The organism is Vibrio sp. 10N.286.45.E10, assembly GCF_002874195.2.
GTDB lineage: Bacteria > Pseudomonadota > Gammaproteobacteria > Enterobacterales > Vibrionaceae > Vibrio > Vibrio crassostreae.
In genome coordinates this window covers 1,552,719-1,567,021 of record NZ_MCWD02000002.1, presented here as the reverse complement: position 1 = coordinate 1,567,021, position 14,303 = coordinate 1,552,719, and the positions used below count along the sequence as shown (strand labels likewise).

General features: G+C 44.0%; 16 protein-coding genes. 1 reads left to right on the top strand and 15 read right to left on the bottom strand.

All coding sequences use genetic code 11. From position 1 onward, the window contains the following. The 8 genes from BCU34_RS19960 to BCU34_RS19925 all read right to left on the bottom strand — a co-directional run bounded on the left by BCU34_RS19960 (position 1) and on the right by BCU34_RS19925 (position 5,763). On the bottom strand, positions 1 to 876 hold the full coding sequence (locus tag BCU34_RS19960) for a metal ABC transporter permease (RefSeq protein WP_102479492.1): 876 nt from the start codon (positions 874 to 876) through the stop codon (positions 1 to 3). Next, on the bottom strand, positions 876 to 1,610 hold the full coding sequence (locus BCU34_RS19955; RefSeq protein ID WP_102433472.1) for a metal ABC transporter ATP-binding protein: 735 nt from the start codon (positions 1,608 to 1,610) through the stop codon (positions 876 to 878). Before BCU34_RS19955 ends, BCU34_RS19960 begins: the two co-directional genes overlap by 1 nt. Beyond that, positions 1,610 to 2,545 carry a metal ABC transporter solute-binding protein, Zn/Mn family gene (locus BCU34_RS19950; RefSeq protein WP_102433471.1) on the bottom strand — a complete coding sequence of 312 codons (936 nt, stop codon included), beginning with the start codon at positions 2,543 to 2,545 and terminating at the stop codon, positions 1,610 to 1,612. Before BCU34_RS19950 ends, BCU34_RS19955 begins: the two co-directional genes overlap by 1 nt. Before the next feature lie 16 nt (positions 2,546 to 2,561). Beyond that, the gene (locus BCU34_RS19945) at positions 2,562 to 3,140 is read right to left on the bottom strand and encodes a DUF6162 family protein (RefSeq protein ID WP_102433470.1); all 579 of its coding nucleotides are present in this window, start codon (positions 3,138 to 3,140) and stop codon (positions 2,562 to 2,564) included. Then, complete coding sequence (locus BCU34_RS19940) at positions 3,137 to 3,472, bottom strand: hypothetical protein (RefSeq protein ID WP_102433469.1); 336 nt, start codon at positions 3,470 to 3,472, stop codon at positions 3,137 to 3,139. The genes BCU34_RS19945 and BCU34_RS19940 overlap by 4 nt, the downstream gene beginning before the upstream one ends. Positions 3,473 to 3,588: 116 nt before the next feature. Further along, the gene (locus BCU34_RS19935) at positions 3,589 to 4,425 is read right to left on the bottom strand and encodes a DUF4198 domain-containing protein (RefSeq protein ID WP_102479490.1); all 837 of its coding nucleotides are present in this window, start codon (positions 4,423 to 4,425) and stop codon (positions 3,589 to 3,591) included. Between the two features lie 118 nt (positions 4,426 to 4,543). Further along, positions 4,544 to 5,062: a DUF2271 domain-containing protein gene (locus BCU34_RS19930; protein ID WP_102433467.1), complete on the bottom strand. Its 519-nt coding sequence runs from the start codon at positions 5,060 to 5,062 to the stop codon at positions 4,544 to 4,546. Positions 5,063 to 5,133: 71 nt separating this feature from the next. Beyond that, positions 5,134 to 5,763, bottom strand: a complete 630-nt coding sequence (locus BCU34_RS19925; RefSeq protein ID WP_057622184.1) for a PepSY-associated TM helix domain-containing protein — start codon at positions 5,761 to 5,763, stop codon at positions 5,134 to 5,136. A gap of 342 nt (positions 5,764 to 6,105) precedes the next feature. On the opposite strand from BCU34_RS19925, the gene BCU34_RS19920 reads away from it, so the two are divergent. After that, positions 6,106 to 6,426: a hypothetical protein gene (locus tag BCU34_RS19920; RefSeq protein ID WP_057622183.1), complete on the top strand. Its 321-nt coding sequence runs from the start codon at positions 6,106 to 6,108 to the stop codon at positions 6,424 to 6,426. A gap of 124 nt (positions 6,427 to 6,550) precedes the next feature. Here the strand turns inward: BCU34_RS19920 and BCU34_RS19915 are convergent, their stop codons facing one another. The 7 genes from BCU34_RS19915 to BCU34_RS19885 all read right to left on the bottom strand — a co-directional run bounded on the left by BCU34_RS19915 (position 6,551) and on the right by BCU34_RS19885 (position 13,767). Further along, on the bottom strand, positions 6,551 to 7,729 hold the full coding sequence (locus BCU34_RS19915; RefSeq protein ID WP_048662832.1) for a tetratricopeptide repeat protein: 1,179 nt from the start codon (positions 7,727 to 7,729) through the stop codon (positions 6,551 to 6,553). Continuing rightward, positions 7,726 to 8,346, bottom strand: a complete 621-nt coding sequence (locus BCU34_RS19910) for an energy transducer TonB (RefSeq protein ID WP_102479489.1) — start codon at positions 8,344 to 8,346, stop codon at positions 7,726 to 7,728. Before BCU34_RS19910 ends, BCU34_RS19915 begins: the two co-directional genes overlap by 4 nt. A gap of 19 nt (positions 8,347 to 8,365) precedes the next feature. After that, entirely contained in the window at positions 8,366 to 8,770 is a 405-nt protein-coding gene (locus BCU34_RS19905) for an ExbD/TolR family protein (RefSeq protein WP_004731145.1), read from the bottom strand. After that, a complete protein-coding gene (locus BCU34_RS19900; protein WP_102433465.1) occupies positions 8,767 to 9,327 on the bottom strand; it encodes a MotA/TolQ/ExbB proton channel family protein in 561 nt (186 codons plus the stop codon). The genes BCU34_RS19905 and BCU34_RS19900 overlap by 4 nt, the downstream gene beginning before the upstream one ends. Then, entirely contained in the window at positions 9,327 to 10,703 is a 1,377-nt protein-coding gene (locus tag BCU34_RS19895; RefSeq protein WP_102433464.1) for a MotA/TolQ/ExbB proton channel family protein, read from the bottom strand. Before BCU34_RS19895 ends, BCU34_RS19900 begins: the two co-directional genes overlap by 1 nt. Beyond that, a complete protein-coding gene (locus BCU34_RS19890) occupies positions 10,703 to 11,470 on the bottom strand; it encodes a DUF3450 domain-containing protein (protein ID WP_102433463.1) in 768 nt (255 codons plus the stop codon). The genes BCU34_RS19895 and BCU34_RS19890 overlap by 1 nt, the downstream gene beginning before the upstream one ends. A gap of 179 nt (positions 11,471 to 11,649) precedes the next feature. After that, the gene (locus tag BCU34_RS19885) at positions 11,650 to 13,767 is read right to left on the bottom strand and encodes a TonB-dependent siderophore receptor (protein ID WP_102479760.1); all 2,118 of its coding nucleotides are present in this window, start codon (positions 13,765 to 13,767) and stop codon (positions 11,650 to 11,652) included. Between the last annotated feature and the right edge of the window lie 536 nt (positions 13,768 to 14,303).

Sequence of the window (14,303 nt, the reverse complement as noted above, 5' to 3'; positions counted from 1 at the left end):
TTACGCCTTTCTTACAATTCGGTAAAACGTTGCCGCTAGGAAAAATGTTGCAGAAACGATGATGATTGAAGCACCAGATGGCACTGGCAGTTTAAGTTCCATCGGTAATACTGTTCCGACCAAACACGCGGTGGTTGCGAGTAATGCTGAAAGCAGTACAAAGCTCCCCATGCGTTTAGTCAGCAATCGAGCGGTCGCACCTGGAATCAGCAACAACGCACCCACTAAAACCGCACCCACTATTTTCACCGCTGCAATCGTCACTAAGGTGATCATCATGACAAACAGGTAGTCGTAGAAGCTGGTGTTATAACCACGAACCTTGGCAATATCAGGGCTGATACAAGTAAGGAGAATACGGTTGAACGTCGGTATCAAGAGCAAAATGATGAGCGCGCAGCTGCCTGCGAGAATTGCTAAGTCTTGGTCTGTTACCGTCAGAATCGATCCAAACAACACGTTCTCAAGCATGTGGATATTGATCTTACGTGCCACGTACATCAGCAATGCCGCACCTACTGCCAATGCTAGCGCTAGAAACACACCAACTAAGGTGTCGTATGGCACGTTGGTTCTGTTTCTTACAAAATGAAGAAGCAAAGCAAAGATCATACAGAAACTAAACAGACCAATAATTGGGTTTTCTGGTGGTTCGCCAAGTAAAACACCAATAGCGATACCGGTTAATGCTGCGTGGCCTACTGCCTCAGAGAAGAAAGCCAGACGCTTGGCAATCACCAAAGTACCAAGACCACCTAACAGAGGGCCAAGCAATAACGCTGCAACCAAAGCATTCACCATAAAGGCATACATGAAGCTGTCTGATAACCAACCCGCTTCAACACCACTAATGGCAAGTTGTCGTAACCAATCCATTACGCAACCTCCTGAGATTTAGTCATGGCAGAGCCACTGCTGTAGTGCTGGAATAGGCTCTCGATTTTACTTGGGTGTAAGACTTCTTCGTGTGGGCCACTATCAACCAAGAATCGATTCACAACATGTACGTTCGCTTCGAGTCGACGAACTGCGGTGACATCGTGGTGTACCGCAAGAATCGTACGACCTTCATTAACACACTCACGAATCAGCGATTCAAGATAACGAACGCCCTGCTCGTCCATGCCCGTCGTTGGTTCGTCTAATACCAGTAAGCTCGGGTTATCCAATAACGCTTGAGCAAACAGCACGCGTTGCTGCTCACCACCCGACAACTGTCCCATACGGCGGTCGCTACGTGTCGCCATACCAACGCGATCTAATTGTGCGAGTGCAAGATCCAATTGCTTAGATTTTCGACGCCAAAACAACGGGATTCGCGTTTGATTAAGCAGTACGAAGTCCATGACCGTCAAAGGTAAACTCGACTCAAAAGTCGCTTTTTGCGGAACGTAACCAATACTCGGCTTATCTGGCCAGTGGATATTGATTTGACCAGAGAAAGGCGTAAGACCAAGCACAGAGCGGAGTAATGAAGTTTTACCACCGCCGTTTGGCCCCATGATCACATGACACTCACCCGCTTTAAGCTCGAGCGAGATATCATCAAGAATTACGTTGTTATCGTATTGCAGACCGAGTTTATTAATTGAGATTGATGGACCTAACATTATGCGTTCCCGCTTTTAGCTTGGTTCGCCGCCGCAAATTTCATGGCTTCGATTAACGTTTCTAGGTTCTTCTTCATCTCAACTTCGACTTTGTCGTCTTCATATTCGCCGTGGGTCATGTGAGAGAAACGATAAAGCTGAACGCCAGTTTCCGCTTCAATCGTGTCAACAAAACGGTTTGGCATGTTTAACTCGTAGAACAGAACATCAATACCCGATGCGCGGATCTTCTCGATCGTCTCTTGAAGTTGGCTAGCACTTGGCTCAACACCGTGTGCTGGCTCGATTACCGCAGCGACATCAACACCAAACTCTTGAAGGATGTAGCCATAAGCGTTGTGCGTAGTCGCAACCTTCATGCCTGATGTATCTAACTCACCTAATGACAACATCGCATCGCGCTTCATAAAGCGAAATTGCTTTGCGTATTTACGTGCATTCTTACGATAAAAAGCCGCGTTGTCAGGGTCGAGCTTAGATACCTCACTCGCAATGGTGTAAACCTTTTGAATTGTTGTCGAAAGTCCAACAAACGTATGCGGATTCACCGCGCCTTGACCCACAGATTGGCCTAATGCTGGAAGTAAAGGCACTTCTTTGTTCGCTTCGATCACCAGCAAGTCATCACGTTGCGCGGCTGAGATTACTTTTAGTGCGAAGTCATCATGGCCAATACCGTTTACCACGATAGCGTCCATCTGGCTCAAACGTTTCAAGTCGTTCGGTTGTGGCAAGTAATTATGCGGATTAAAGCCGGCATCAACCAAAGGAAGGATGTTCACTTTGTCACCCACCACGGCTTTTACATAGCTGTAGTAAGGCTGAAGGGTTATGCCAATCGTCAGCTTATCGCTGTCGACCTTGTATTCTTTTGCCAATGCATTGGGTGTCATTAACACCGCCAATAACGACATCAATAGAGTCATAATTCGCATAGTAATTCTCTTATTATTAGTGAGCATCGCTTTCATGATGCTGTTCAATTTCTGATTCGTTCACGACCATTTTCCAACCCGTAGACTCAAGCGTGTGTTGGTCAAAAGTAGTTGGCTGTGTAGCTACACCACCAAAGAAAATCCAGATTTCAGGAGAGACACTGTTGGCGTTCAAAATAAAGGAGTCAGCGAAGCCATGATCACTTTGTGCAGCATATTCACTTGGCGTAGAAAAGTAATAACCACGCTCGTCCAATAACCAAGTATGAGAACCTTTGCGCTTCCAACTCTGGTCTTCAACAAATGGCGCGACCCATTCATCTTTAAGTGACGTAACACTTGGCCATTCACCGTCTGAGTCCATACGCAGGTCACGAATCTCTTCATGCGCTAAACGCAGCTCTGATAACATCGCCAAGTTTTCTTGCTCGACATCGGTCACTAAGATTTGATGATCAAGTACCGCTTTGATATGCGATTCTGCTTGATGAAATGGGATAGCAACCGTGGCAAAGCTCAGGATGAACACAATGAACAGCCCTACCCATTTGCCTTCTCTGCCGCCCGTGTCAGCACGTACACCTTGAATCATCATTTCTCGCTGATCTCAACAACGTCCACTTCAACAGGAAACTCGTGGCCTGAATCAAACACAAGGTAAAACTCAGTCTCAGGGTTTGGAAACTCAACGATAGAGCGTTTATCCGTCATCTCTTTTGCAATCAAGTTGTCTTCGTAGTCGTACATCTCAACCGCGTAATCAATAGCTTTACTGCCGTCTGAATAGCCCGCTTCGCAAGCCACAGTTTTGCCTTCAAACCAGCAGCTCATCAATGGAAAGTGTGCTTGTGCAGGTAATGCAGCGAAACCAAGTCCCAGAGCCAAGCAAGGAGTCATTAATGCGTTAAGTTTTGTTTTTATTGTCATGGTTCGTACCCTAGCCACAGTGCAAATTCTCAGTAGTAAACTGAGCGATAAAGGGCTCAAATGAGCCCTTAAGTTTTTTGGTTGCTTAATCAGGGATCGAGCCCCGACATCACAGATTATTGAAGCAGAGCTTCGAACGTTAGGTGAACGTTCGCACTTGCTTTGTCTGCCAGTGGGTTGTCAATCAACTCACCTTTGTAGTTCGCTTTCATTACGTAACGACCCGCGACGTCTGGAGTGAACGTGATTTCACCGTTCTCATCACTCACCACATCAATCTGCTCTTGGTGGTTGCGGTAAAGCGTACCTTCACGAGTAATCTCCGCTTTCACGTCTTTCTGGATTTCACCGTTGTAGAAGAACTGGAATGTTACAGGTTCGCCTTCAACGATGTCTGAAGGGTGAGTCACTGGCTTCATTTCAAGAAGCTTGCCTTCAATTTTGAACACTGAATCCGTTGGCTTACCTACCGTGATGTAGCTTTCTGCGCGAGTGAAACTGATTTGTGTTACCACGTCACGTGATTTTTCAGGAAGAACAGAGTCACGCTCAGCTTTGTTTGCTTTAATCCACTTCACCGTGTCACGGCGACCCGCTTTGTATTGCGTGTAGTAAGACGGCTGGTTGTTGATCGCCACTTTGTGTGTACCTTCTTCTTCAAAATAGAAATCAAAGATTGAACGACGCTTGCCACGAATCACAAAGTTAGGACGCTCGCTGCGACCATCAGGCATGATGACATGCGCATTTTCGCTGCCAGCAGGCTTATCAAAAACAAACGTACCGTGAGACGCAGTAACGTCGAACGTTAGCCAATCACCACCTTCTTTAGATACCGTGAAGTGAGATGGCAAAATCCAACGTGGGTGAGCTTGTGCCGTTGTCGTTGTTGCTAGGCCGAATACCATCACACCCGCTAGAGCAAGTGCTTTGATTTTTGTCTGTTTCATCATGTTCAATTCCATTATTTATAATTGTTAGCCGTGTCGCTCTATCTGAGCCTACGATGACCACTGTCTATTCTGTTCAGCTTGGTTTTAGTTCGTACTTACTAGTTACTGTTCCCACTTACTATTTAGCGATGTAGTTCAGGGCGATTACACCCGTCTCTTGCGTTGCTTTTAATTCGTAAGACGCGTTTGAATCTGTGAGTGATACTTTTTGGCGAAGGTAGTTACGGCCACCGTGTTCACGAACCACTTCAATATGAACCGTGTACTCGCCTTGTTCTAACGTTTCACCGCTGTCGCTCTTGCCATCCCAAACGAAACGGTACTGACCAGCAGGACGGGTTGCAGACGTTACAGCATCAACCAGTTCACGATCGTAACGGCCAACCTTTCTCCACCAGCTACGCAGATCCTTAAGCCATTCGTCTTTACCGACCCAAAGCTCGATGGTTTTCACGGACTTTCGTTCGCTGTTCTCTACCCATACCGCCACATAAGGGCGCGCATACATAGAGGTATCGATTTTTGGAAGCTCAAAGCTGACATCAAGTTTTGCCGTATCAGGGATCACTTGTGCCATACCTAGGCTTGGCAAAAGAGATAAAGCAAGAAGCGCCTTGCTCCTGTTCATTTTTTTCATGTTTAACAACCTTTTAAATCCGTTTAACCTTAAGTTCGTTTTTCAATCCGATTCATCAATCGAATCAAGCGTTAAGGCACGGCGACAAAATAGATAACAAGTGAGATTGCAGACCCAAACACCGTCCATTTGATGGAAGTATTAAGCGTCTTTTTCTTAGGTAACAGTAAGCACACGCCAGTCAGCACAAAGAAGATCATCAGTAGCGCAGTGATATCGATAAACCATTTCCATACTTCACCGCTGTTACGACCTTTATGTAGATCGTTCAACAATGCGATAACGCCGTAATTCGTGGTTTCGACTTCTACAAATTCAGACGTAACGTCAACAAACACGGAAGCGTTGTAGCCTGGTCCTTTGAAGTCCATAGACACTTCACCGATGAGCAACTCACCGCCTTCAATCTCTGCGTAGATGTCCAAACCTGAAGGAACACCAGACAGATTGGCTTCTTCAAACAGAAACGTTTCAAAGGCTGTCTCGTCGGCTTTTAATCGCCCGTCTTGGATCGTGAACAAACTCGTAGGAAGCTCTAAAGTAGAGCGTTGAATATTGGGTTGGCTTGATTCAAATAACTCAGGTCTGTTCAAGGTGATACCTGTCACTGAGAAGAAAAGAACAACGAACAGAAGTGCCATTGAAATATAAACATGAAGTCGACGAGCCCATGATTGAACCGCCCTACTTTTTAACGACATACAAACCAATACCTATAAATTTTATGGCGACAATTTAGTTGATAATCATTCGTATTGGCATTCAATTTACATTGTTTACGTTTGCCGAGTGGCGTAAGGAAATTTACATAACATTACATGGGAAATAATCGAACTATATGCATATTCTTGCTAACGTGTACTTAAGGGATTTGATTCGTTCTGTTAGAGGTTGTCCATAACAGGATCAAAGCTAAAAAACCTCAATCTCAACATGCTTGATTGAGGTTGGTTTAAGATAACAGTTGTGGCTTTAAGGATAGAAAGTTGGGACTATTTGATCACTGGTTTGATGATAGCTAATTAAGCTTAAAAGGATTTGAAATGCGTATTATTGTTTTGGCTTTTGCTGCGCTAGTAACGGCGTGTACCAGCCAAATAGCCAGCACGGAAGAACATATTCAACAATACATCGGTTCAGACATAACCGATGTACAAGAACGTTATCTCACCGAACGGTCACGCCCTATCAGTTTTTGGGCATCTCGAAACTATGCTTGGATTGAAACCAAGAAGCCGTTAGACAATGGTTATACAGTGCATGCCTTTAAAAACCCTTATCGTGACTGCACCATTAATTGGGTTGTCGACACTAGCGGTGTGATTCAAAGTGCAACGCCTAGTGGGACAATGTGCGATCCTTAGTCAAACCAAACTGTAAAACTAGGTAAGCTCTAACTGAAAAATCAAAAAGGGTGTCACTTGAACCATCAAATGACACCCTTTTCTATTTGTTACTTTCTCTTGTCTTCTGTTGTGTTAACAGCAATTAGACATTGCCGTTATCACTCACTGTTCTTAACTGAGTCAGATATTTAATCCAACCTTTTGCTTCAGAAGAAGGTTCAATGTTGTTCGCACGTTTCGCTTGAGCGAGAGCATTATCAAGATTCTTTAGCTTGTACCATGAACGTACTTTCGCTAAAGCGACATCGGCTTGCTTGTTCTTGTCTTTCACTTTATCTAAAACAACCAGAGCTCGGTCGTAGTAACCTTGCTGAACCAATAGCTGAGCCACATTCCAATGATACTGAGTGTCTTTTTTAGACGCTAACGTCCACACTTCAATCGCATTGTCCCATTCTTTCGCTAGCTGCCAGTAGGTTGCTTGTTCAGCCAGAAGTTGAACATCGTTGTTCGCATCATCTAACTTAGCGATCTCTTGTGCTGCTCTCTCTGGAATGCCTCGTTTAGCATAAAGCTGAGCCAGTAATCTACGGTCTGAGTTTTTCAACTCAACACCTTGTAGATCAGCCAACGCTAGCGTGTTCAATGCATCACGATTACGTTCTAATCTTAGCTGAATACCAACAAGTTGACGCCACCAGTTATCTTTCTCTGGTTGAAGTTCAATGAGGCTTTCCAGTGTCGGAATAGACTGTTTCCACTGCTTTAACTGTAGCTGAGCACCCAATTTTAGCGATAAAGGTGATAGCTCTTGTTTTGAATTGAACTTGTCGCGATTACCAATAGCCACCAGTACTTTTGACCAGTTTTCAATTTGATATTCAGCTTGTGCAATTCGCATCCAAAGTGTGTCTTTCTTTTCCTTTTCTGGCGCAGTTTTTACTAACTCGTAATAGTGCGGAAGCGCTTTTTTAAACTGCTGATCGTTTAGTAATAGATCAGCAAGCATGCGTTTCGTTACCCAAGCCTGTTCATCCACCAGTAAATTACTGTCGACCGCATAAGTAAGCTGCTTAATTGCCGTGTCGGTTTTACCATCTTGCCAGTAAAACACACCAAGCATGCGAGCTACGTACGCTTTGTCGTAGCCTTTCGAAAGCTCCAATCCTGCAAGTACGTCAATCGCCTGTTTAACCTGTTCATCTTGAGCAAGCTTATGCGCCTTTTGAACACGAATAGCAGTATATTGGGTCAGCTCTTGCGCCTGTGTTGTAAGGGGCATTAACAACAAGCCCACTAATATCCATATCTGTTTCATCATTTTGCCAACTTAAACTCTAGTTTCACGGTTTGACCAACCTGAGCTATCGCTTTTCCATCGACAACTTTTGGTTGATATTTCCATTTTTTAAGTGCTCTCATCGCTTCACGTTCAAACATACGACGTGGGTTTGCGTCAGTGACTTGAATGTCCATTGGGCGTCCCGTTTCGTCGATGGTAAAAGACATAATGACATGGCCTTCAGCGCCGCGCTTCAGCGCTTTCGGCGGATAACGAGGTTCTACTCGATACAGAGGCATTGCCTGTTGGTTTGACCCAAAATCAGAAAATGTCGGTGCGTTAATCGCTAAGCCATCAACCGATGTATTCAAATCCAATGAAGGCAGTGAAGACATCGAATTCAGAGGCGTGACTTCAGCTTGTGACTGAGACGTTTGCGCTTCTGGTGGTGGCTCTGGCATTTCTGGTTTCTCAGGGACGGCACGTTGTCTTCTTTGAACTTCTTGTTCTTGTTCAACCATCACCATGTTGAAACTCAACGTCTCGCTATCATCTGGTGAACGTTGATGGCCATTATCGACCATCCAAGCCATGAAAGAAAATAGAGCCAGGCCCAATGCACCCGCCAGCGGTAAAGCAAGAAATAGGCGAATCATTTATGAAGATCCTCCAAGATCATCGCTTTTCAGCAGCAAGCGCAATGTTTTTAACACCCGCACCTTTAGCCGCGTCCATCACTTTAACAACCGTACCGTTGTAAGCGTGTTCATCCGCTTGAATAACCAAAGAAGCATCAGGTTGTTCTAGCAACAAGTGTTCTAACGTTGCTTGGACACGTTCAACATCTACGACACGTTTGTCGATAAAGATGTCGTTAGCAGAAGTAATCGCAACAAAGATGCCCGCATCCTTTTGGCTTACTACGTTAGAAGCTTGTGGGCGATTGACTTCAACCCCTGATTCACGAACAAATGAACTGGTCACAATAAAGAAAATAAGCATGATAAATACAATATCAAGCATCGAAGTAAGGTCTATTTGAGCCTCTTCGTTTTTTGAATGACGTCGACCGAGTCTCATCGTTGACTCCTTAAAGATTTTTCTAATTTCAATTCTAAGCGGTTACACACTTTCGCTAAACGAGCATGAACAAACATGCCCGCTAATGCAGCAACCATACCCGCCATGGTTGGCAGTGTTGCCAACGAGATACCTGAAGCCATCAATTTAGGGTCACTGCTTCCTTGAGTCGCCATCACATCAAAAACAGAGATCATACCGGTGACGGTACCTAACAAACCCAACATCGGACAAATAGCGACTAACAGCTTAATAAAGTTCAAGTTTTGGTAAAGTAAGATACTCGCTTGCCCTAACCAACCTTCGCGAATGGCTTTGGCATGCCAAGAAGAGTGATCTTCTCTTTCATGCCACTTAGTAATCCAAGCTTGGCGCTGCTTTGGAAAGTAGAACGCAAGATAAAGCACACGTTCTACCACAAGCACCCAATACACTAGGACGACAGCCGCTAGCCACCACAGAACGAAACCGCCCTGCTCCATAAAGCTTGATAAAGACAGCAGCCAGTCACTCGTTAACCAACTCGCTGGTAATAGAGAACCCGACAAAATATCCATTACGCAGCAGTCCCAACTGGTGAAACGACAGCTTTTGACTCAACCGTTTTTTCTGCCTGCTCGGCTACAAGACCAATACCTTGTTTCTCAAGAATATTGCGAATGTTTTCAGCCTGAGTGCTAAGAATGTTGTGTGCCAGTAGAAGAGGCATTGCTGCAACAAGACCAAGTACCGTCGTTACAAGCGCCATCGAAATACCGCCCGCCATTACTTTAGGGTCGCCATTACCAAACTGAGTTATCACTTGGAATGTTTCGATCATGCCGGTTACAGTACCTAGAAGACCTAACATTGGAGCAAGTGCCGCCAATAGCTTAAGCATAGATAGGCCTTTCTCTAGGTGAGTCTGCTCATCCACTACCGCTTCTAAAAGTCGCAGCTCTAACGCTTCAACCGTTTGGTTTTGTTCTTTGTTGTACACTGCAAGAACACGGCCTAGTGGGTTATCACCTGCTTGTTCAGGGTTCTTAAGTTGTGCGCGAATTTTCTGACGAGCGATAGCTAATGAAACACCACGAACCAATGCGATGATTAGGCCGATTGCAAGTAAGCCAAGAATCACTTTACCAACAACACCACCCGCTTCAAGGCGATCAGTTAAGCTTGGCGTTAGCGCTAGTTGCTCTAGCATGAACCCACGAGAAGGATCGACAACCACGTTAGACACGTCGCCATTTGCTAATGTAGAAAGCGATGCCAATGTTGGACCATTCGATGGCTGTTTCAGATACGCAATCGCATCTTCACGCTGAGTGTTCCAGCTAACATAACCTTGATCCGTCACAAGACCAATCGAACCTAAACGATACGCATCAACAGTTTGTGTATTACCTTCACCATTAATGAATGCAATTTGAGACTTGCTAAGCTCAGAGCTCGCTTGAATCTGCTCAACCATGCTCATCCACAAACCAGAAAGTTGTGGCATTGATGGCAGGGATTTAGCATCGATAATTTGGTCAACGGTCGCTGTGTGCTCAGCGCGATCAACGCTGTTTACTGTTGAGCTAAGCTCTGCGCCTAGTTCTTTTGCGTTTTGACGAACGACACCGAACAACTCGCCTAAGCTACCGGTTTCTAAACGCAGCTTCTCTTCTAAGCGAGCAAGCTTGTTTTCGTTATCACTGAATGTTTGAGTCAGAACATCTGTCGCGCCTTGAATCGAGGTACGTTTCGCTTCAAGCTGTGCTTTAATCGCTTTCAGCTCTTGTTCAGTCTTTTTAAAATCGGCTTCACGAACCACATTGTGAGAAGCTTGAGTACGATTTTCTGACTTCGCTTTGTTAACCAACTGAGCCGTTGAATCAGAAGCAGAGAAAGCAGAAAAGGAAATAGACGTGATGCAAAGCAATACTGCTAATGGCTTTAAGTTCATTACTTAACCTCCGCAACAGTTAGAGAAACAGGTAAAGTAATTAGGCTTGGTGCAGCTTGTTGGCTAGCAATGTCGTAAGCTTTATCTAACTCAGATTTCATCGAAGAATCTAGCTCTTGCCATTGGTTTTGTATTTGATTCCAAGACCAGTATTGGCTGCCGTTTAGATTACGAGCAACTAATGAGATACGACCTAAATGCAATACATCAGCCTCAATCGTTCTGTCGCTGTTCAATGCTACTCGACCTTGATAAGCACCTAGCTTGATTCCGTAGTCCATCTCGATTTGGTAAGCTTCTAGGATACGACGATACTTTTCTGCATCACTCACGTCAGCACGAGTCATCATTGCTTGCAGCTTTTCAACTCTTTCTAAACGCTGTTCTTTCTTGATTGGCACATCGTTATCAACTAACTGTTGAAGACCATCAATCATCTGATACATCAGAGGCACAACACCTTGACGTGTGTATTTGATTTCGTCGATCTGCCCTTCAAGGCTCTGAGCTTCTCGATTCTGGCTTTCAACCAATGCAGCAAGGTGATCGTGATAGATTTCTAGGTTTTTAACTTCTTCTTGCAGACGCTCAATCTCAGCTTGCAGCATTAAAGTCGCTTGTGAGCTTTTATCAATAATCTTTTGGCTCGAAGCCGACGCGTTATTGGTCTTGTTTTGAATTGATTGAGCTTGATCCAAGCTGTTTGCCATCGAAGACGTTGCAACCAAACTGATGGCAAGCGCTAGGCTAGTTTTTAAAAGATTCATAATTGTAGTCATTTACTATAAGAAGAAGGTCAAATGAATTTTATTGATAAGCAGTCTCATTATCATTAAAAGTCACTCGCATTACTAGGGATATTTTTATTAAATAGCGGAATCACGAAATGGGAAAGTCGAAACCTTCCCCTTAATATTTAAGCTATTAATAGTACCCTACTAACAAATTAGTATTTTACCTGTAAAGTCGCCATGTAGTTACGGCCTTCGCCGACAACAACGTTGCTCGTGCTGCCGCCTTCAAGGTAGTCAGTATCAAACAAGTTTTCTACGTTGAAGCGTGCAACGAAATCTAGGTTTTCATCATACTTCATTGTATGTGACACACCCATGTCTACACGAGTGTAAGCATCTTTTTTGAATGTGTTAGCGCTTTCTGTGTAACGCTCACCTACATGATAAATACCCAGGTTTACATCAGTACCGTTGTTGAATGCATAAGTAGACCAAATGCTAGCCGTAAACTCAGGAACGTCAGCTGGAGTTTTGCCTTCAAGTGCAGGGTCATTTTGGTATTCAGCATCCAAGAACATAGTTGATGTACTCAAAGAGAATGCTTCAGTCATGTAGCCGGTAGCCGACAGTTCTACACCAGTATGAACTTGCTCACCAACTTGGCTTGTGCGTGTCTCTTTGCCGTTATTGCTTGCTGGATCTAGGTCTTCAGTCACTTGCATGTTCGATTGAGTGATCTGGAACAATGCTCCTGATACAAACAGACGCTCATCAAACAGTTCCCATTTAGAACCTAGCTCGTAAAGTGTGCCCTTCTTAGCGTCTTGAGACTGACCAAAGTTCACGTCATCTTTATCTGTGATTTCGCCAACAGGTTCGAAACTTTCAGAGTAAACCGCGTAAATAGAACCATTAGACGCTGGTGAATAAATCACACCAAGCTTAGGAAGAATGTTGTTGTAGCTCTCTTCTTGATTAGAGCTGCTCGTCGTTTTGTCGTAAGCGAAACGCACGCCACCAAGTACTTGCCACTGTTCAGTCAGCGTTACTAAGTCTTGAACATAAAGACCGTAGTGTTGGCTTTCAGAGTGAGACACTTCATTGTCGTTCTTGTAGTTAACGTTAGAAGGCATATCAAAACCGTTACCACATGCAGCAGCTGCTTCTGCTTCTGTTGCGTTAACACATGTGTAGCCAGAATCGTATAAACGCTCGTAATCGTAATGAAGACCATTCACACCAACAAGTAGGCGGTGGTTTACACCTAGTGCATCGAAATCACCAGTAAAATCTACATAAGCCGTATCAAACGTCCATTCATCGTGACGGTCTGATACCTTGTAGCCGTAACCGCCGCTCTTATCGCTATATACCGTGTTGTTTGATTCTGTACGTTGACGTTCATAGAACTGACGGCTGATGCCTGTCTTCACAGACCAAGCGTCGTTCAAGTTAGCGGTTACAGATGCACCGTAGTTTGCAACGTCGTTGTCCGTTTGAGCAAAGCGTTGGTCATTAACCGTGTTAGGGTCGATAACTTTACCAGTAGAAGTATCGATTTTAGAACCGTTGTCTAAATCGCCCTCTTCAATAGTGCGGTCGTAATGAACAGACAACATGATGTCTTCGTTGATATCGTAATCAACAAATAGACCACCAACAAAACGGTCAGTCTCTACATCTGTGCCATCAAAACGTGTGCGGTAAGAGTCTTGGTTTTCTTGTGAAACAATCAAACGAGCACGTAAAGTTTGGTCATCATTTAATGAACCGCTAACATCAGCGGTAGTACGCGTGTAGCTATCAGAGCCGATATCTTGGCTTACGTTAACTTGAGTTTCATATGTTGGCTTCTTAGAAACCATGTTCACAAGACCGCCAGGAGCAGACTTACCGTAAAGTAGACCAGCTGGGCCTTTCAATACTTCAACTCGCTCCAGAAGCTCTACCGGTTGGCGGTAATGAGACCAGTGTTGAACGCCATCACGCAGGTAACCAGAGCTACTCTCCAAATTAAAACCACGAAGCGTGAAACGCTCACGGTTAGTTGATTTAGAACCCGCACCAACAGATGCGTCGTTCTTAAGAACTTCACCTAACGTGCTAGCACGCTGTTCATCGATGATTTGCTCATCGATTACTGAAACTTGTCCCGGAGTCTCTAATTGAGTTGCCTCCATACGCATCGCTGTTGTGTTCGTGTCGGCTTTGTAACCGTAGTCGCGACCTTCAACAACCATATGCTCGTCTGTTTTTACTGTTTCTGCCAATACTGCTGGTGAAGCTAATACTGCGCCGATCACTAAAGCCAATGGGCTCTTTGAAAACATGTCCTTTACTCCGCTTTATTCTTTTATTCGAGCACTTTTTATTTATTCGATGTACTCGTTGAACCGTTTCCGGTACCACTAATCATTTCGGGAGTGAATATAAGTGATAACTATTACCATTTGCATTAAATTTACATTCTTTGCATTCGTAAAGCTTTGTAAAGGACTACCGACCAGCCGTTTCTTAAAATTCATTAAAGCCAATTCAATACAGGTAGTTAACCTGTATTTACGTCAAAAACTGGCTATCAGAGTCAAATATTTTGAAATAACGATATTGGTTCGGTCAATTTAAGAAGAGACAATCGATAAGAAAATTGTCTTGTCTTATTTACTACCTTTGAAATGACGGTTTTATGTATAAAACCCTCGACAAATGTAAATGAATAGTGAATTATTTTGTTTTTATTTGTTTAATTTACACAATTATCAGTGATTGTGATCACATCTATAATTTCAAACTCATTTTTTGTTTTTCGATTTGAACAACCGACTGCTAATCTCCTGCTCACTTTGAAAAGGTATCAAAGTTATAA